The following is an 18,118-nucleotide window of genomic DNA, read 5'->3' as shown; positions in this document are numbered from 1 at the left end:
TCACGCCTGGCACACGGGGCACCAGAAGAGCCGTCGTGCGCCGATGGTCGTGTCCTGGACCGGCGTGCCGCAGACGCGGCACGGCAGCCCGGCGCGGCCGTAGGCGTAGTAGGCGTCCACCCGGCGCGGCCGACCTGCGGGCCGCTCGCGGTCCTCGGGCAACGTGGTGACGATCCGGCCCGCGCGGACGCCGGCGCGGAGCAGGACGACCAGGTCGTCCCACAGGGCGTGCAGCGTGGCCGCGTCGTGCCCGCGCCCCGGGCGGAACGGGTCGAGCCGCTGCCGGAACAGCACCTCCGCGCGGTAGACGTTGCCGACCCCGGCCACGACCGACTGGTCCATCAGCAGCGTCGCGATCGGCGCCCTGCTGCGCAGCACCCGGGCCGCGAACGCCTCGACGTCGGGTCGACGGCGGAGCGGGTCCGGGCCGAGCCGGGCGAGGATCGCGCCACGCTCGTCACCCGTGAGGACCTCGCAGGCGGTCGGACCGCGGAGCTCGAGCCAGTGACCGCCGCCCAGCAGCCGGAGCCGCAACGCGCCGCGGGCCGGCGGTGCGGGCAGCAGGCCGTCGCGGAACTTGCCGTAGAGCCCCAGGTGCACGTGCAGCCACAGGTCGTCGTAGCGGTGGAAGAGGTGCTTCCCCCACGCGTCGGTCGCGGCGAGCTCACGTCCGTCGAGCAACGCCGCGCCGTCCTCGAAGCGGCCCTGCGGGCTGTCCGCGGACACGTGGCTGCCCACCAGCAGCCGGGCGTGGCGGCGGGCGAGTCGGTGGATGGTGTGTCCCTCTGGCACCCCGCGATCGTCGCCGACGAGGCAACCGGTCGCCCACACCCCTCGGGTGCCAGACTCGGTGCATGACCCGCAGCCCCCTGCAGGAGACCATCACCGGACGCACCGTCGTGCTCGACGGCGGGCTCGCCACCCTGCTCGAGCGGCGCGGCCACGACCTGACGAGCCACCTGTGGTCGGGACGGCTGCTCCGCGACGACCCCGGCGCCGTCGAGGACGCCCACCGCGAGTTCTTCGACGCGGGCGCGGAGGTGGCGACGACGGCGTCCTACCAGGTGTCGTTCGAGGGCTTCGGCGCCGACGGCGTCGACCGGGACGAGGTGGAGCGGCTGCTGCGCCGCAGCGTCGAGCTGGCGGCAGCCGCACGCGACGCGGTGGCGCCGGACGGCTGGGTCGCGGCGTCCGTGGGGCCGTACGGCGCGATGCTGGCCGACGGCTCGGAGTACCGCGGCGACTACGACCTCGACGTCGCCGGACTGCGCGCCTTCCACCGGCCGCGCCTCGACGTGCTCGCCTCGACCGTGGGGGAGGGCGCGGACGTCCTGGCGATCGAGACGATCCCGTGCCTGGCCGAGGTCGAGGCCGTGCTGACCGAGCTGGACGGCACCGGCGTGCCGGCATGGCTGTCGCTCTCCGCCGCCGACGGCCGCACCAGGGCCGGTGAGCCGCTCGAGGACGCGATCGCGATGGCGGCCGGCGTCGCCGAGGTGCTCGCCGTGGGCGTCAACTGCACGACCCCGGCCGACGCCCGCACGGCCGCCACCCTGGCCGGCGCCCACGGCCCCGCCGTCGTCTACCCGAACTCGGGACAGGACTGGAACGCCACGACCCGGCAGTGGGAGGGCAGGTCGGCCTTCGACGCCGAGGACGTCGCCGCCTGGGTCGCGTCCGGGGCCTGCCTCGTGGGTGGCTGCTGCCGCGTCGGTCCGGAGGACGTCCACGCGCTCCGTCGGCTCGTGGGCGTCACGACGTGAGCACGACGAGCTGCCGGGTGGCGCGCGTCATGGCCACGTAGCGGTCGACCGCACCGGTGATGCCGTCGCCGAGCCTGTCGGGGTCCACGAGCACCACGAGGTCGAACTCGAGTCCCTTGGCGAGCTCGGGCGTGAGCGAGCGAACGCGAGCCGAGCCGGCGTGCGACGGAGCGCCGATGACCACCGCGGTGCCCTCGGCGTGCTCGTCGAGCCACTCGGCCAGGACCCGGTCGAGGTCGGCGACGGAGGAGTGGCGCACCGCTATCCCGCTCTCGCGGACCGACGTCGGCACGTTGGCGTCCGGCAGGACCGCGCGGATCACCGGCTCGGCCTCCGCCATCACCTCGGCGGGCGTGCGGTAGTTCACGGTGAGCGGCGCCACCGTCGCGTCCGGCAGGCCGATGCGGTCGAGGCGCTCGGTCCAGGACTCGGTGAAGCCGTGCCGTGCCTGGGCGGGGTCACCGACGATCGTGAAGCTCCGCGACGGGTTGCGACGCAGCAGCATCTGCCACTCCGCGTCGCTGAGCTCCTGCGCCTCGTCGACCACGACGTGGGCGAACGGTCCTGCGAGGAGGTCGGTGTCGACGGTCGGCAGCGCCGCGTCGTCGACCAGCGCCGTCTGCAGGTCGCCGTGCACCAGCATCGAGACCAACCCGTCCCCGAACTCGTCGGCCCCGGACTCGCGAGCCGTCGTGCGCAGGTCGTCGATCACCTCGCCCATCCGCGCCCGCTCGCGCGCCTCGGCGGACTGCGTACGACGTCGGCGGCGCGATTCGTCCGGGTCGCCGAGCCGCAGCCGGGCCGCGTCGAGCAGCGGCAGGTCGGCATGGGTCCAGGCCTCGGGGTCGTCCCGCCGCAGCGCGCGGACGTCGTCGGGCTCCAGCCACGGCGCGCAGTGGCGCAGGTAGGCCGGGACCGTCCAGAGGTCGCCGACGACGTCGGTGTGCTCGAGGAGCGGCCAGTGTCGGTCGAACTCCTCGCGCAGGCCGGCGTTCTGACCGACCACCGCGCGGAACTCGTCCGGGGAGAGGTCGTCGAGCTCCGCCTTGTCGACGAGGATGGTGAGCACCTCCTCCCACACGTCGTCACGGGCCAGGTTGTGGGGCGTGCCCGGGTCGGCGGAGTCGAACGCCTCCTTCCACTCCGCCACGCTGAGGCGGACGTCGACCCACGGCGTCTCCACCAGCATCGCCTCGCTCGGCGGCTCCTCGTAGAGCGCCACGGCGGGCTCGATCGCCGCCACCATGCGGAGATCGGCCTTCAGGGCGGCGACCCGGGGGTCCGCCTCCGGGGCGGCGGCCGGGGCCTCGGGCACGAGGTCGCGCACGGTGCAGGTCTGCACGCCCTCCTCGCCGAGGCTCGGCAGCACGTCGCCGACGTAAGCCAGGTAGGGCTGGTGCGGCCCGACGAACAGGACGCCGCCGCGGCGGTGCCCGAGGCGCGGGTCGGCGTAGAGGAGGTACGCCGTGCGGTGCAGCGCGACGACCGTCTTCCCCGTGCCGGGCCCGCCGTCAACGACCAGCGCGCCCCTCGAGCCGGCACGGATGATGGCGTCCTGATCGGCCTGGATGGTGCCGAGGACGTCGCGCATCCGGGCCGTGCGGCTGCCGCCGAGGGTCGCGATGAACGCGGACTGGTCGTCGAGCGCCGCCGCGTGGGTCAGGCCCTCCTCGGTGAACGCCTCGTCCCAGTAGTCGACGATCCTCCCGCCGCTCCACCGGTAGCGGCGGCGGCTGACGAGCCCCTCCGGGTGGGCGTGGGTGGCGGCGAAGAACGGCTCGGCGGCGGGGGAGCGCCAGTCGACGAGCAGGCGCCGCCCGTCCCGGTCGGACAGGCCGAAGCGTCCGATCCAGGTGGGCTCGGCCGCTCCTTCGTGGAAGATCCGGCCGAGGCACAGGTCGAGGTCGAAGCGGCGCAGGGCGCGCAGTCGCGCCGTCTGGCGGTGCACCTCCTGGTCCCGCTCGAGCGCGGCGGTGCCGTGGCGGGCGGTGGTCCGCCGGGTCTCGGCGAGCCCGGCCTCGAGCTCGGCGATCGCGTGCTCGAGGCTCGCGGCCACGGTGCGGAAGTGGGCCAGGTCCGTGTCGATCAGGGTCGGGTCGAGCTTGTCGGCGAGGGTGTCGGGAAGGGCGAAAGGAGCGGTGTCGCGCGGCATCACGCCGAGCAGTGTGGGTCACCGACCGGGGCTTGAAACAAGCCCCCTGATCGCCTATACCTTGGGAGTGGAGGCGCGATCGGCCGCCCCCTCGTTACGCCCGCGTTACGTTTGTGCACGCACCGCGTCGTTCATCCGAACCGAACAGAACTTCATCGCTACGTTCCCCCGCGAGGGCCAGGTAGGCCCGTTGGGAGTAGTGAGGGAACGCATGGCGATGAGAGACCTGAAGGACGGTCCGACGTGGTGGCGCAAGGCCGCCTCCCGAGCGGTGCCGCTCGTGCTGGTGGCAGGCGGGGCCGCGGTGATGTCCGGTGCGCCGACCTATGCCGCCGACCCGGTCGACGGCGCGCAGACTGCCGGGGACCCGATGTTCCCCCACGTGGGCAACGGCGGATACGACGCACTGCACTACGACGTGGACATCGCCTGGGACGCCACCGGTGTCGTGTCCGGCTACATGACGGGTGCCTTCTCCAGTGCCAGCACCACGATGCGGGCGAAGACCACCGGCCTCCCGCTCCGGACCTTCTCGCTGGACCTCGAGGGCCTCACGGTGGACTCCGTCTCGGTCAACGGGACGGCTGCGACGTGGGAGCGCATCACGGATGCTGTCAGCACCACCCACAAGCTGGTCGTCACGCCGGCGGTGCCTGTCGAGGGTGAGTTCACCACGGTGATCACCTACCACGGGGCGCCGCAGCACCACGTCGACGCCGACGGCTCGTGGGAGGGATGGACCGCCACCGTCGACGGCGCCACGTTCATGGGACAGCCGATCGGGTCGATGACGGGGTACCCGAACAACAACACCCCGGGCGACAAGGCCACCTACTCGTTCGACCTCGACGTCCCGACGTCGATCACCAGCGCGACCGGCACCGGCCCGGCCGCCGCCGTGAGCAACGGCGAGCTGGCGTCGAGGGTCCCGAGCGCCGACGGCACCCGCGCCACCTGGCGGTGGGTCCAGGGCAAGCCGATGGCCAGCGAGCTGGCCCTGATCTCCATCGGGAAGTACGACGTCATCGAGTCCCAGGTGACCCTGGCCAGCGGCCGCACGATCCCGGAGTGGACCTTCATCGACTCCGCGCTGTCGGCCGCCAACAAGACGACGATCACCAACCGCCGCGCGCAGCTCGGCACCTTCCTGAGCCGGCTGGAGTCCATCTACGGCCCCTACCCGGGCAACAGCACTGGCGTCGTCGTCGACACCGTGCCGATCGACATCAACTACGCCCTCGAGACCCAGGACCGTTCGTTCTTCCCGAGCACCAGCTCGGTGAACGGCAACACGCTCATCCACGAGCTGGCACACCAGTGGTACGGCGACAACGTCTCGCCGGAGCTCTGGACCGACATCTGGATCAACGAGGGCATGGCGACCTGGGGCCCCGCGTGGCACACGCAGGTGCTCGCACCGGCGACCCCCAACCCGGCAGCGGTGGAGACGACGTACTTCAACAGCTGGAACAACACCGCCGCGGCGAGCGCGAGCTGGACGACACCCCCGGGTGCGCAGACCGACCCTGCGAACCTCTACGGGTACCAGACCTACACGCGCGGGGCGCAGTTCTGGGAAGCGCTGCGCACCGCGATCCGGGACGACGCGTTCTTCGAGGTGGTCAAGGCGTGGCAGACCCGCCACGGTGGGGAGAGCCGGAGCGGCGACGACCTGAAGGCACTGGCCGAGGAGATCTCCGGTCGCGATCTCGACGCGTTCTGGCAGGACTGGATCCTGGACGGTGACAAGCCAGCGTGGCCGGCGAAGTGGAACGCGGGGATGTCCTCCACCACCACCGACGGCGTGGTCGCACCGGGCGCGACCCTGGACTACACCCTCACCGCAGCCAACGTCGGCAAGGTCCCGCTCGAGGGCAAGCAGGTCACCGTCGACCTGGCCGACGTGCTCGACGACGCGACCCTCGGGACCCTGCCTGCGGAGCTCAGCCTCAACGGCACGACCCTGACATGGGCCGTCCCGACGACCCCCGTGGCCTCGTCGGCGCCGAGCGCGTCGTTCTCGGTTACGGTGGCCGCGGACGCCTCGTCGGACACCCTGGACGCGGTCGCCACCGCGGTCGGGCTCGGTACCGCCTGCGCGGCGTGCACGACGGCCCACGGTGTGGACATCCAGCCCGTCGCACCGGCTCCCGACCCGACGATCTCGGGCACGGTCGCCGTCGGCTCGTCGCTCGCCGCGGTCAGCGACGGGTGGCCCACTGGTACGACGTTCACGTACCAGTGGCAGGTCGCCGGCGAGCCGGTCGCAGGTGCGGTCGGCGCGACCTACGTCCCCGAGGTGGTGGACCTGGGCAAGGAGGTGACCGTCTCCGTGACGGGTGCCCGCACGGACTACTCGAGCGTCACGCGCACCAGCGCGCCGGCACGCGTGGGGGAGGGGACCCTCACGGCGTCCATCCCCGCGGTGTCCGGTCCGGCGGTCTTCGGCCAGGTGCTCACCGGGTCACCGGGCACCTGGGGTGCCGGCGCGACGCTCGGCTACCAGTGGCTGCGCGACGGCACACCGGTCGCCGGCGCCAACGCGTCGTCGTACCAGCTCGGCCTCGCTGACCTCGGGTCTCGTCTCACGCTGGCCGTGACCGGCACCAGTCCCGGCTACGCCTCGATGACCGTGACGAGCACGGCCACCGAGCCCGTCGTCCGCGCGACGTTGGCCCGCAGCCGTGTCGTGATCGCCGGCAAGGCCCGAGTGGGCCGCACGCTCAAGGCCCGCACCCCGGGGCTCGAGGGCGGTGTCACCGTCGACTACACGTGGTACGCCGGGACGAAGAAGATCGGGCGCAAGGCGACAGCGAAGCTCGGGCGGGGCACGGTCGGCACGAAGGTCACCGTCGAGGTGACCATCACCAAGGACGGCTACGTCACGCGGAGCGCGACGAGCAGGCCGACCACCAAGGTGAAGAAGCAGAAGAAGTAGCACTCCGGCACACCCGACCCGGGCCCGTCGCGGACCATCGCGGCGGGCCCGGGCGGGCGTGCGCGCGGCTTGCCCGCCCGCACCCCGATGGCCTATACGTGAGGGCGTGGACGCATCGGACGGCCTCGGGTCCGTCCCGATCCTGGAGGCCATGGGGATCCGCGTGGTCGAGGTCCGACCGGGCTTCGCGCGCGCCGAGCTGCCACCCGAGCCCAACACCAACCACTTCGGCGTCACCTATGCCGGCTCGCTGTTCAGCGTCGCCGAGATGCTGGGCGGCCTCCTCGCACTGGCGACGTTCGACCTCGACGGCGAGCTCGCCGGCTTCGTGCCGCTCGTCAAGGAGTCGACGATCCGCTTCCGGCGACCGGCGCTGGGCGTCGTACGGGCCGAGGCGTCGTTGTCGGACGACGAGGTCGCCCGGGTGAGGGAGTCGGCGCTGGCCGTCGGCAAGGGCGAGTTCGTGCTGGAGGCGACGCTGACGGACGCCGGGGGAGAGGTCGTCGCGTCCACGACCGGCACCTACCAGGTCCGGCGCCTCGGGTGATCTCGGCGAGCTTCACCCGCTACTGGCGTGCGTCCGCCGTCTCCGGGTTCGGCACGTACGTCACCCTCTTCGCACTGCAGGCGCTCGTCGTCCTGACCCTGGACGGGACGGCGTCCGACGTCGGGTGGCTCAACGCCGTGCGCTGGCTGCCGTACCTCGTCGTCGGCATCGTGGTCGGCGCGCTCGTCGACGGCCGGCGCCGGTTGCCGCTGATGGTCGGCACGGACGTCGTCCAGGCCGTGCTCCTGCTCTCGATCCCGACCCTGTGGTGGCTCGACGTGCTGACCCTGCCGGTGCTGCTCGTCGTGGTGGCCGCCTACGGCACCGCTGCCGTCGTGAACAGCTCGGCGTCGATGTCGTTCCTCCCCAGGATCGTCGGGCGCGAGGACCTGCAACGCGCACACGCGCGGATCGACGGGGCCGAGGCCGTGGCGACGACGTCCGGACCGGCCATCGGCGGCCTGCTCGTGAGCCTGGTCGGTGCGCCGGTCGCCGTGCTGGTCGACTCGCTCACCTACCTCTTCTCAGCGCTCACCCTGCGCCGGATCGACCACGAGGAGCCGCCGCCGCGGACCGGGGTGAGCGTCCGCGGGCTGCTGGCGGACATCGCCGAGGGCATCCGCTGGGCCTATGGCCGATCGGGCCTCGCCACGCTCGCCGTCACCACGCACGGATGGTTCCTGGCCCACGCGATCGTCGCGGTCGTGCTCGCGCCCTACGCCTTCCTCGTGCTCGACCTGTCGGCACTGGAGCTCGGGGTCACCGGAGCCGTCGGGGGAGTCGGGGCGGTGATCGGCGCGACGATCACGACCGCCGTCGGGAGGCGGCTCGGCACCGGCTGGACGATCATCCTGTGCCACGCGATCACCACGCTGGCGGTGGTGACGTACGCCGTCGCCGGGCAGGTCGGCGCGGCCGCCGTCGTCGTGCTGGCGCTCGGCCAGCTGCTCTACGGGCTCGCGATGGGGATGAGCAACTCCCACGAGATGAGCTACCGCCAGCTCGTGACGCCGGACGAGCTCCAGGCGCGCACCAACACGACGCTGCGCTCGTTGAACCGCGCTGTTGTCGTCGTGGTCTCGCCGGTCGCCGGGATGCTGGCCGACTCGTGGGGAATCACACCGGTGTTGGTGCTCTCCGCCGGACTGTTCGCGTTCGTCACCCTGAGCCTCGCGTCGACGTCGTTCCGGAACGTCCGGGCGCCGGTGTAGGCACCCGGACGTCGCCGGTGGTCGATCAGATGCCGTTGAGCCCCGTGAGGAACGCGCTCCACGTGTTGGCACCGGGCACCGCGTTGATCGGCCCGGTGTACCCGCCGCGGGCCTTGGCGAAGTTCTGCACGGCCGTGGCCGTTCCCGGACCGGGGATGCCGTTGACGCTGCCGGTGTAGCCGGCGCGGTCGCGGACGACGGCCTGGACGGCCTGGACCGACGCGGGTCCCCAGATGCCGTTGACCGGGCCTGTGTAGTAGCCCTTGTCGGTCAGCTTCTGCTGGATGCTCGCCTGCACCGCGCTCGTCGGCGGAACCCACTGCCACTGCATGGAGACGGTCTTGTTGCCGTCCGCGGTGCCGTAGTAGGGCGTCGGGTTGACGAAGGCCCTCGCGCCGACCGTCACGGAGTAGTGGAGGTGCACCCCGCTCACCCCGCACGAGGTGTACGACGACTGACCGGCCGTGCCGACCGTCTGACCGATGCTGACCGACTGGCCGAGGATGAGGTTGGTGGAGGCGAGGTGGCCGTACCAGCTGATGACGGGCGTGCCGGCGCTGTTGCCACCGTGCAGGATTCCGACGTAGTTGCCCCAGCAGCCACCGGAGGCCTGGGAGGGGACGTAGCCGCTGTAGGTCGACGAGACGGTGTTGCCGCCGGCCTGCGACGAGCGGAGCGCGACGACGTACCCGCTCGCACTGGCCAGTGCGGCCGCCTGGCCGCCGGCGAAGTCGATGCCGCTGTGGCCACTGCTGTAGCCCTGGGTGATGCCGGCGCCGGGCTTGACCCGGCCGAACGACACCGACGTGACGGTGGCGGCGTTGGCGCTGAGCGCCGTGAGTGATGCGAGCGCTGCCATGAGCAGCGCACTGAGCACGACGACGAGGCGCCGGGCATGGCTGTGCATGTGGTGGGGCATGAGGCCCTCCGATGCGAGAGTTCCGAGAGTTCCGAGATGGAGCTCCGGCCGCGGTGCGACCTCTTGAGACGATCCTCACGCGCGCCGGACCGCGGCATCCCCGGAATCGGACTCTTTCCACGGACGCACAGGAGTGCTATCGGGGACTCCGTGCGCACGACATCGGACCAGGCGCGCGAGCGCTACGCCGACGTGCTGGGCCGCCTCGGCGAGTGACGGACTTCCTGACGCTCGAGGACCTGCTGGGTCTTGTCGAGGAACCTCGCGGTCGCCCCGGTGCGCGACGTGGGACTTCCGAAGCGGCCGCGATCGACGGCAACAAGCCTCTCGGATGGCTCGCCGTCGTCGTGTTCTACGCGCTCAACGGGATCGAGAACCACACGTGTCCGAGACGTGGCCCTCGCAGTCCGTCGGTAGGGGCAACATCACGGACACGTGTGCGAGAAGAGGTTTCGTGAGCGCGGATATATCGCCGATAACTGACATTATGTCAGATACCGTTCTTCTCGCCCGGGCGGAGAAGCGACCCGCTATCCCCTGATGAGGCCCGCCTTGACGGTGATCGACGTCGTGGTGGCACCGGAGGTCGCTGCGACCCTCACGGAGATCGACTTGCCGCGGAGCGCGTTCGTCACCTTGAGCCTTGACCCCGTCGCCTTCGTGATCTTGCGGGAGCCGGCGTACCACTGGATCCGGTAGGTCACCGCGGACCGGGTCACCAGCGCACTGGAGTTCTTCAGCCTGAGGGTCGAGCCGACCTTGCGGGCTCCGGTGATGCCGATCTTCTTCGAGAAGGTGATGACCGGAGCGGTCGCAGGCACGGGGGCCGGGGCGGGCACCCCGGGTGTCACGACCGGGGTGGGCGGGGCGACGACCGGGCCGATGGCCTCGATCCAGAAGGAGTGGAAGAAGTAGTCCCGGTAACCCGGGTGGGAGGCGACCACGTCGACGGTCACGTAGGACCCGACGTCTGCCGCGGTCAGGGTGTAGGTGGACGAGGTGGCTCCGGGGATGTCGTCACGGCCGCGCACCCACTGGTAGGACAACGTCACGTCCGTCGGGGTCCACACGCCGGGGTCGGCGGTCAGGACGCTGCCCACAGCCGGCGCGCCGCTGATGGTGGGGTCCGTACGGACCAGGAGCGCCTTCTCGTCGTGCTCCTGGTCGATGAGCTGGGCGTCGATGCCGGTGACTGCCGCGCCGGCGACGACCTCGATCCTGCCGGCGTCCTCCTCCCTCCCCTGGTTCGGCCAGTACTCGCCGAAGTCGCTGCCGAGGATCAGTGCCCGATAGGTCCCTCGCCGCAGCCGGTGCGCGGTGTAGGCACCGTGCTCGTCCGTCTTCGCGCCTCCCCCGCTCACCCAGGTGCTGCCCACGAGGAGGTCGAGCTGCACCTCGGCGTTCTCCAGGGGCGCTCCGGCCTCGTCGGTGACGGTGCCCGAGACCGTTCCCTCGGCCGCGAGCTGCGCGTCGAAGCCGTAGATGGCGTCGTCCACACCCACGACGACGTCCTGGGAGGTGTCTGCGGTCGCGGCGTCCCCGTAGAACTGGGGCGCCAGCGGTGCGCCTTCGCCGGGCATGAACCGCAGGCGGTAGGTGCCGGCCGGGACGCCGAGGTCGTAGGTGCCGTCCGTGCGGGTATAGACGCCCTTGACCTCCCGCCATGGGTGCCCGGGCTCGGTCGACCGCGTCTGGGCCGCGACGTACGCGCTCGCGACCGGGCCACCGGCCGGGTCGGTCACCGTGCCGGCGACACGACTGGCCAGGGTCAGCTCGGCATCCACGCCGGCGACGGTCCCGCCCGCAACGACGGTCAGCACCCGGGCACCGGCCAGGTCCGGCGAGTCGTCGAAGTACTCCGTGTTGTAGGTCGAGTAGCTGGAGAACCGGATCTTGTACTCGCCGGCGGGCAGGGCGACGCTGTAGTGACCGGTCGATCCGGGGTTGAGCGACACCCAACCGCTCACGTCCGTCCACGTGGAGCCGGTGCGAGCGTAGGCCTGCACGGTGACGTCGCCCGACAGTGCACCGTCCGTCCCGGTGACAGTCCCGGTGATCCTCCCGGTCGTCGTCCCTGCACCCGCACCTGGTGCGGGTGCCGCCTGGGCAGGCGCCACCACCAGCAGCGGCCCCAGCAGCCCGAGGAGGAGCAGGACGACGGCGCGCGCGCGCAGGGAGGGCTTCACGGTGCGGACGCTATGTCTCCGCCCGCGCCCGCGTGGCCCTTTGGCCGCGAACCACCTCATCGGGTGGGCAGGATCACGCCTACCCTGATGCCCGTGGAGCTGCTCACCCTCGCCATCGCCGCGCTCATGGCCATCGTCGTCGCAGCGGTCCTCTCCCGCCGCACCGGCATCGCCACTCCCCTCGTCCTGCTGGTCGTCGGCATCGTCTTCAGCGTCATCCCGGCGACGCCGGACTTCGAGCTCGAGCCCGACTGGATCCTGATCGGAGCGCTGCCGCCGCTGCTGTACGCCACGGCGGTGCAGGTGCCGGTGGTCGACCTGCGGCGCAGCTTCGGCATGATCACGTGGCTCTCGGTGACCCTGGTCATCGTCTCAGCGCTCGCCGTGGGCGCCGTCGTCCACCTGATCGCCCCTGACGTGTCGTTCGCCGCCGGAGTCGCGCTCGGCGCCGTCGTCAGCCCCACCGACGCCGTCGCCGCGACCGCGATCGGCAAGCGACTGGGGCTCCCCCACCGGCTCATGACGGTGCTGGAGGGAGAGAGCCTGGTCAACGACGCGTCCGCGCTGGTGGTGCTGCGCACCGCGCTGCTCGCGATCACCGCCGGCTTCAGCCTCGGCGACGCGGTCTTCGACTTCGCCAGGGCGGTCGTGCTGGCCATCGTCATCGGCTTCGTGGTCGGCCACGCGACGGTGTGGCTGCGCAGCAAGCTCGACGACCCCGTCCTCATGACGGCGGTCAGCTTCATCGTGCCGTTCCTGGCGTTCCTCCCGGCCGAGGAGGCGGAGGCGTCGGGAGTGGTCGCCGTCGTCGTGGCGGGCCTGGTGACCGGCCACCACGGTGCCCGGAAGTTCAGCGCACGCGAGCGGCTGACCGAGCGGACCAACTGGCTCACGCTGCAGTTCCTCGTCGAGAACGGCGTCTTCCTCCTGATGGGCCTGCAGCTCGAGGCCCTGCTGCGCGACCTCGACGAGTCCAACAGCACGGTGCCGGAGGTGCTCGGTGTCTCGGCCGTCGTCTTCGTCCTGCTGCTCGTGCTGCGCGTCGGCTTCGTGGGCGTGCAGGTCCTCAGCGCGCGACGCCAGCAGCCCAGGCTCGACGCGATGCGCGAGCGCCTCGACCAGATCAGCACCCGCGTGGACACGATGACCGAGGAGGGTGGGCGGCGGACCGAGAGCGAGCGCGGCCAGCAGCGCCTCTCCATGTACCGCCGACGCGTCCAGCGCGGCAAGGCCGACGTCGACTACCAGGAGAGCGAGCCGATCACGGCCCGCGGCGGAGCGGTGCTGTCGTGGGCGGGGATGCGCGGTGTGGTCACGCTCGCCGCCGCGCTGACGATCGGCCCCGAGGTCGAGGAGCGCACGCTGCTCATCACGGTCGCCTTCGTCGTCGCCGTCGCCTCCCTCCTCCTCTACGGCGGCACCCTGCCCCTCCTCATCCGCTGGCTGGGCGTGACGGGCACCGACCCGACCAAGCAGCGCGACGAGGTGGTCGACCTGTTCGGCGACATCACCAGCACCGCGGTGACGGCGCTCGGCCCCCTCGACGCGATCGTCATCGACGGCCAGAAGATCGATCCTGCCGTCGCCGAGCAGTCGCTGTCGTGGCTCGACCGCATCGAGGAGCGACGCGCCGACGCCACACCGGACGAGCTGACGCACGCCACGCAGCAGATGCTCCTGCACCGTGAGTTCATCTCGCTGATGCGTGACGCGCTGCACGAGGAGCGCGCGATCGGCGCCTACAGCACCGGTGCGCTCACCCTGGCCTCGTCCATGATCGACGCCCAGGAGCTGCGGATGGAGCGGGGCGCACCGCCCACCTGACGGGTGCTTGCCGGGCCTCCTACGGTGGAGCCATGGCGAGCACCCCGGCCCAGGCCCCCACCTACGACCTCAACGACGGCACCACGATCCCGGCGATCGGCCTCGGCACCTATCCCCTGCGCGACGAGGACGGGACCGCCGCCATCGTCAGCGCGATCGAGGTCGGCTACCGCCTCATCGACACGGCCGTGAACTACGAGAACGAGACCGAGGTCGGCGAGGCGATCCGCCGGTCGGGCGTGCCCCGCGACGAGATCCTCGTGGCCAGCAAGATCCCCGGCCGCCACCACGCGTACGACGACGCCGTCGCGTCGGTGCGCGAGTCTCTGGGCCGGCTCGGGGTCGAGCGCACCGACCTCCACCTCATCCACTGGCCCAACCCCTCGCAGGGGAAGTACGTCGAGGCGTGGCGCGCGCTCGTGCAGCTCCAGAGGGACGGCCTCGTCCGCTCGATCGGCGTCTCGAACTTCACCGAGGAGCACCTCACCCGCATCATCGACGACACGGGGGTCGTGCCGGCGGTCAACCAGGTCGAGCTGCACCCCCGCTTCCCGCAGGACCACATGCGCGAGGTGCACGAGCGCCTCGGGATCCGCACCGAGGCGTGGAGCCCGATGGGCAAGCGCCGCGCGCCGCTCGACGAGGACGCGGTCACCGCGGCCGCGACGGCGTACGACGTCTCCCCCGGGCAGGTCATCCTGCGCTGGCACGTCCAGCTCGGGACGCTGCCGATCCCGAAGTCCGGCGACAGCGGCCGGCAGGCCGAGAACCTCGACGTCTTCGGCTTCGAGCTCACCGACGCCGAGATGTCGGCCATCAGCGGCCTCGCGGAGGACGACGGCCGGCTCTTCGGCGGCGACCCCGACACCCACGAGGAGATGTGAGGCGACGCTGGCTAGAGTCACCCGCATGCTGAAGCGACTCGCCACCGTGGCCGCCTGCCTGTCCGTCCTCGCCCTCTCCGCCTGCGGCAACGAGGCCGACGGGGACACCGCATCGGACCCCTCGAGCGCCTCGCCGACGGGGTCCACCTCGGAGTCCGCCTCCGAGTCCACCTCCGAGTCTCCGTCCGAGTCGGCCGACGCCGGCTCCGGTGCGACCACCACGTGCGAGTACCCCTCCGACGGCCAGGACCCGGCCCGCGAGGTCGACGCCCCGGACGCCGACGCACCCTCCGAGGGCACCGTCACCGCGACCATCACGACGAGCTTCGGCGACATCGGCCTGACCCTCGACGCCGCCAAGGCGCCGTGCACGGTGAACTCGTTCGTCTCGCTCGCCGAGCAGGGCTTCTACGACGACACGGTCTGCCCGCGCATCGGCGACCAGGAGGGCTTCGGGATCCTCCAGTGCGGCGACCCGACCGGCACCAGCGCCGGCGGCCCGGGCTACTCGTTCCCCGACGAGCTCAGCGGCGACGAGACCTACCCGGCCGGCACGCTCGCGATGGCCAACGCCGGCGCCGACACCAACGGCTCGCAGTTCTTCCTCGTCTTCCGTGACTCCCAGTTCCCGCCGAGCTACACCGTCTTCGGCACGATCGACGACGCCGGTCTCGGGGTGCTCGACGCGATCGCCAAGGAGGGCAACGACGGCTCGAACCCTGCCGGCGGCGGCACGCCCAACAAGGAGGTCAGCATCGAGAAGGTCACCGTCGGCTGATCCCCTAGCCGGTCCTCACCGGTCGCTCACCGATCGCTGACGGGCTCGTAGACGACCTCCTCGCCGAGCTGCACCGTCCGCGAGACCGTGCAGAGGCGGTCGCGCGACATCTCGATCGCCCTCTCGAGCCGGTCGCGCGCCTTGTCGCCCTCCGGGCCGTCCGGGAAGTCCACGGCGAACGACACCCGCAGGCCCGTCATGTGGTTGCCGTGCTCGTCGCGCACCTTGTGACCCTCGGCCCGCACGTCGAACGTCGTGCTGCTCGTGTGCTTGTGCGTGATCGCCTCGACGTCGAGGGCGCTGCACCCGGCGATCGCGGCCAGCAGCAGCTCGACGGGCGTGAAGTCGGGGTCCTCTCCCCCGGTGCCGAAGAACGTCTCGCCGCCCCGCGCGTTGGTCGCCTTGAACCGCGCCGGGCCGATCCGGGAGAGCTCGACGCTGCGCAGGGTGTCGGCCGGGCTGTCGGCGGGAGAGTCGGTGGGGATGGCAGCGGGGATGGCAGCGGGGATGTCGTCCGTCATGCGGGCCACCCTGCCAGAGCCGCTCAGGGGTCTACCCTCGTCCCGAGGGAAGTTTCCATCGGGGGGAGCCACGGATGTCACGCAGGACTGCTCTGGTCTCGATCGGGGCGCTGTGCGCCGGCCTGGTCGCTGCCCCGGCACTCGCACTGACCGACCGCTGGGCGGCCTGGACGCCTGTCCAGGGCACGGCCAACAACTACCGCACGACGATGACGCAGCGCTCGCCCGGGTTCCCCGAGGCGACCGTGGTGTCGGACTCGCGGTCGCCGGTGTCGATCCCCGCCGGCACCAGCGCGGTCCTGGGGCCCGGCACACCGCCAGGCGCCAAGTACGGCACCAGCAGCGGCAGCCCCTACCTGCTGCTCCGGCCGAAGGCCGACACCGTCACGACGCCGTCGACGACGACGTACACCTTCGCAGCGCCGACACCCGACACAGGCTGGGCCTTCGTGCTCGGTGACGTCGACGCCGACGCCGTCCGCGTCACGGCGACCGACGCCGGTGGCGCGGCGGTGTCCGCCGCCGAGGTCGACAGCTGGTACCGCGGGCCCTTCAACTACGCGGGCGGCACCGACCTGCCCAGCTGGAGCGCGACCACCTCGACCCTGACCGGCAACCCGGCCGCGAACGACACCGACGGCGCGAGCGGCTGGTTCGAGCCCGACATCCGCCTCACCAGCCTGACGCTCACCTTCACCCGCCGCGCGGGCTTCCCGGTCTACCAGACGTGGTTCGTCAGCCGTGCCCGCCCGATCGGCGGAACCGTCGACGACGTCTCCCTCACCGGGTCCTGCGCGCCCACCCAGGCCACGATGACCCTCGTGTCGCCGTTCGGCGACGTGCTCGCCACGACGACGCCGCTCGCCGACGGCAGCTACAGCTTCGGCGAGTACGCCACCCAGGCCGGGTACGTCGTCCGGCTCGACGTCCCCGACACGTGCGCCATCGTCGGACCGGCCGAGCGCGCGGTCTCCAACCGGGGCAACGACGGCGACCCCGCCTCGCGCGCCGACTTCGACGTGCGCCAGATCGTCCCGCAGCCGATCAGCGGCGTCGTCACCGACGCCGACGGGCCGGTGGCCGGGGTCGTGGTGACCCTCACCGCTCCCGGTGGCGGCACCACCACGACGACGACGGCTGCCGACGGGAGCTACCTGTTCGACGACAACGCGACCGGCGCCGGCTACTCCCTCTCCATCGCGGTGCCGGCCGGTTGGTCCGCAGGCCCCGGCGGCACCACGATCCCGGGCATCACCGTCGCGACGTCGCCCATCGTCGGCCAGGACTTCACCATCGTCGCGCTGCCGTCGGTGTCCGGGGCCGTGTCCGGAGGTGGCGTCGGCATCGGCGGCGTGCAGGTCGTGCTCACCCCGGCAGGCGGCGGCACCCCGATCACGGTCGCCACCGAGGGCGACGGGACTTACGTCCTCGACGCCGTGCCGCCGGGCGACTACGTGCTCAGCGTGGTCGCGCCGTCCGGCTACACCGCTCCCCCGCCGCGTCCGGTCACCGTCCCCTCCGGCGGACTCACCGGCCAGGACGTCGACCTCTCACGGCCCGGAGCCGTGGGCGGCACCGTCACCCAGGGCGGTGCACCCGTGGCGGGTGTCGAGGTGGTCGTCGACGGACCCTCCGGCCAGGTCGTCGTCGCGACCGACGCCGACGGCCAGTACTTCCTCGACCAGCTCGTCGCGGGCTCGTGGACCGTCACCGTACGCCCGCCCGCCGGCACCGTCGTGTCGGCGGCCTCGCACACCGTGACGATCACCGCCGAGGGCGAGATCCGAGGCGGCCAGGACTTCGTGCTAGCCGCCGCGCCGACGACACCGCCCACCACTCCCCCGACCCCGACTCCCACCCCGACTCCGACGTCGACTCCGACGTCGAGCCCCACCAGCACCCCGACGAGCTCACCGACGGCCTCGCCGACCGACGACGGCAACGGGCCGGGCGGCGGGTCGGACGGTGGGTCGGGCGGCGGGGGCGGCGGGAGCGGCGTCCTCCCGGACACCGGTGGACCGTCGGTCTGGCTCGGCGCGGGGAGCCTGAGCCTGCTCCTGTCCGGACTGGGTCTGCTCGCGCTCTCGCGTCGCCGCACCCGCCGGACGTGAGAACACCCTGCCAGCCGGGGGGACTGACAGGGTGTCGTGCGCCCGATGTGGGGATCGGGCGCGGGAGTCGCGCTGCGTCAGCGGGGGCGACGCGCAGCGCGACGGGCTCGGCGCTCCTCACGGCGGGCGATCTCCACGTTGCGCAGGAGGGCACGGTCCTCGTCCGAGTGGGCTCGTGCGTCGACGAGCCTCAGGGCGAGGTGCAGCTGCGGGTTCATGGGGATCTGTCCTTCCGAGGGCTTCCGGCCCTCTGGTGATGTGAGTTCTGGTAAGAGGTAGCCGCT

The 18,118-nt window shown here is 72.1% G+C and carries 14 protein-coding genes; 8 read left to right on the top strand and 6 right to left on the bottom strand.

Going from position 1 to position 18,118, the window contains the following annotated elements; translation table 11 throughout:
- Entirely contained in the window at positions 1-792 is a 792-nt protein-coding gene (locus EUA93_RS16395) for an Fpg/Nei family DNA glycosylase (protein ID WP_129401394.1), read from the bottom strand.
- A 62-nt stretch (positions 793-854) separates the two neighbouring features.
- Here EUA93_RS16395 and mmuM point away from each other — a divergent pair, with 62 nt between their 5' ends.
- Entirely contained in the window at positions 855-1,763 is a 909-nt protein-coding gene (gene mmuM, locus EUA93_RS16390; RefSeq protein ID WP_129401393.1) for a homocysteine S-methyltransferase, read from the top strand.
- Here the strand turns inward: mmuM and helR are convergent.
- On the bottom strand, positions 1,753-3,915 hold the full coding sequence (gene helR / locus EUA93_RS16385; protein WP_129401779.1) for an RNA polymerase recycling motor ATPase HelR: 2,163 nt from the start codon (positions 3,913-3,915) through the stop codon (positions 1,753-1,755). The genes mmuM and helR overlap by 11 nt on opposite strands.
- 217 nt (positions 3,916-4,132) lie before the next feature.
- On the opposite strand from helR, the gene EUA93_RS16380 reads away from it, so the two are divergent.
- The 3 genes from EUA93_RS16380 to EUA93_RS16370 all read left to right on the top strand — a co-directional run bounded on the left by EUA93_RS16380 (position 4,133) and on the right by EUA93_RS16370 (position 8,611).
- Positions 4,133-6,853, top strand: coding sequence for a M1 family metallopeptidase (locus tag EUA93_RS16380; RefSeq protein WP_129401392.1), 2,721 nt, complete (start codon positions 4,133-4,135; stop codon positions 6,851-6,853).
- Positions 6,854-6,959: 106 nt separating this feature from the next.
- On the top strand, positions 6,960-7,400 hold the full coding sequence (locus EUA93_RS16375; RefSeq protein WP_207208806.1) for a PaaI family thioesterase: 441 nt from the start codon (positions 6,960-6,962) through the stop codon (positions 7,398-7,400).
- Entirely contained in the window at positions 7,397-8,611 is a 1,215-nt protein-coding gene (locus EUA93_RS16370) for an MFS transporter (protein ID WP_129401391.1), read from the top strand. The genes EUA93_RS16375 and EUA93_RS16370 overlap by 4 nt, the downstream gene beginning before the upstream one ends.
- Before the next feature lie 25 nt (positions 8,612-8,636).
- Here the strand turns inward: EUA93_RS16370 and EUA93_RS16365 are convergent, their stop codons facing one another.
- Both EUA93_RS16365 and EUA93_RS16360 read right to left on the bottom strand, forming a co-directional pair.
- Entirely contained in the window at positions 8,637-9,530 is an 894-nt protein-coding gene (locus EUA93_RS16365; RefSeq protein ID WP_129401390.1) for a peptidoglycan DD-metalloendopeptidase family protein, read from the bottom strand.
- Positions 9,531-10,060: 530 nt separating this feature from the next.
- Positions 10,061-11,716, bottom strand: coding sequence for a carboxypeptidase regulatory-like domain-containing protein (locus EUA93_RS16360; RefSeq protein ID WP_165355197.1), 1,656 nt, complete (start codon positions 11,714-11,716; stop codon positions 10,061-10,063).
- Between the two features lie 93 nt (positions 11,717-11,809).
- Here EUA93_RS16360 and EUA93_RS16355 point away from each other — a divergent pair, with 93 nt between their 5' ends.
- From EUA93_RS16355 to EUA93_RS16345, 3 genes are read left to right on the top strand one after another with little or no spacing between them, the layout of a single operon-like run.
- Entirely contained in the window at positions 11,810-13,540 is a 1,731-nt protein-coding gene (locus EUA93_RS16355) for a cation:proton antiporter (protein WP_420819080.1), read from the top strand.
- Positions 13,541-13,572: 32 nt separating this feature from the next.
- Complete coding sequence (locus EUA93_RS16350; protein WP_129401387.1) at positions 13,573-14,424, top strand: aldo/keto reductase; 852 nt, start codon at positions 13,573-13,575, stop codon at positions 14,422-14,424.
- A 25-nt stretch (positions 14,425-14,449) separates the two neighbouring features.
- The gene (locus EUA93_RS16345) at positions 14,450-15,202 is read left to right on the top strand and encodes a peptidylprolyl isomerase (protein WP_129401386.1); all 753 of its coding nucleotides are present in this window, start codon (positions 14,450-14,452) and stop codon (positions 15,200-15,202) included.
- 26 nt (positions 15,203-15,228) lie between these two features.
- On the opposite strand, the gene EUA93_RS16340 is transcribed toward EUA93_RS16345, so the two are convergent.
- Positions 15,229-15,723 (bottom strand): OsmC family protein, encoded by a 495-nt coding sequence (locus tag EUA93_RS16340; protein WP_129401385.1) that lies wholly within the window; start codon positions 15,721-15,723, stop codon positions 15,229-15,231.
- Between the two features lie 74 nt (positions 15,724-15,797).
- On the opposite strand from EUA93_RS16340, the gene EUA93_RS22255 reads away from it, so the two are divergent.
- On the top strand, positions 15,798-17,834 hold the full coding sequence (locus EUA93_RS22255; RefSeq protein ID WP_129401384.1) for an MSCRAMM family protein: 2,037 nt from the start codon (positions 15,798-15,800) through the stop codon (positions 17,832-17,834).
- Positions 17,835-17,911: 77 nt separating this feature from the next.
- On the opposite strand, the gene EUA93_RS21645 is transcribed toward EUA93_RS22255, so the two are convergent.
- On the bottom strand, positions 17,912-18,052 hold the full coding sequence (locus tag EUA93_RS21645; RefSeq protein ID WP_165355196.1) for a hypothetical protein: 141 nt from the start codon (positions 18,050-18,052) through the stop codon (positions 17,912-17,914).
- Between the last annotated feature and the right edge of the window lie 66 nt (positions 18,053-18,118).

Source organism: Nocardioides oleivorans (assembly GCF_004137255.1).
GTDB lineage: Bacteria > Actinomycetota > Actinomycetes > Propionibacteriales > Nocardioidaceae > Nocardioides > Nocardioides oleivorans.
This window is presented reverse-complemented; position numbering and strand designations above follow the sequence as displayed.

Coding starts and splice junctions, on each gene's coding strand:
- mmuM (WP_129401393.1), top strand. CDS start 855: ATGACCCGCAGCCCCCTGCAGGAGACCATCACCGGACGCACCGTCGTG.
- EUA93_RS22255 (WP_129401384.1), top strand. CDS start 15,798: ATGTCACGCAGGACTGCTCTGGTCTCGATCGGGGCGCTGTGCGCCGGC.
- EUA93_RS16365 (WP_129401390.1), bottom strand. CDS start 9,530: ATGCCCCACCACATGCACAGCCATGCCCGGCGCCTCGTCGTCGTGCTC.
- EUA93_RS16345 (WP_129401386.1), top strand. CDS start 14,450: ATGCTGAAGCGACTCGCCACCGTGGCCGCCTGCCTGTCCGTCCTCGCC.
- EUA93_RS16350 (WP_129401387.1), top strand. CDS start 13,573: ATGGCGAGCACCCCGGCCCAGGCCCCCACCTACGACCTCAACGACGGC.
- helR (WP_129401779.1), bottom strand. CDS start 3,915: ATGCCGCGCGACACCGCTCCTTTCGCCCTTCCCGACACCCTCGCCGAC.
- EUA93_RS16340 (WP_129401385.1), bottom strand. CDS start 15,723: ATGACGGACGACATCCCCGCTGCCATCCCCGCTGCCATCCCCACCGAC.
- EUA93_RS21645 (WP_165355196.1), bottom strand. CDS start 18,052: ATGAACCCGCAGCTGCACCTCGCCCTGAGGCTCGTCGACGCACGAGCC.
- EUA93_RS16380 (WP_129401392.1), top strand. CDS start 4,133: ATGAGAGACCTGAAGGACGGTCCGACGTGGTGGCGCAAGGCCGCCTCC.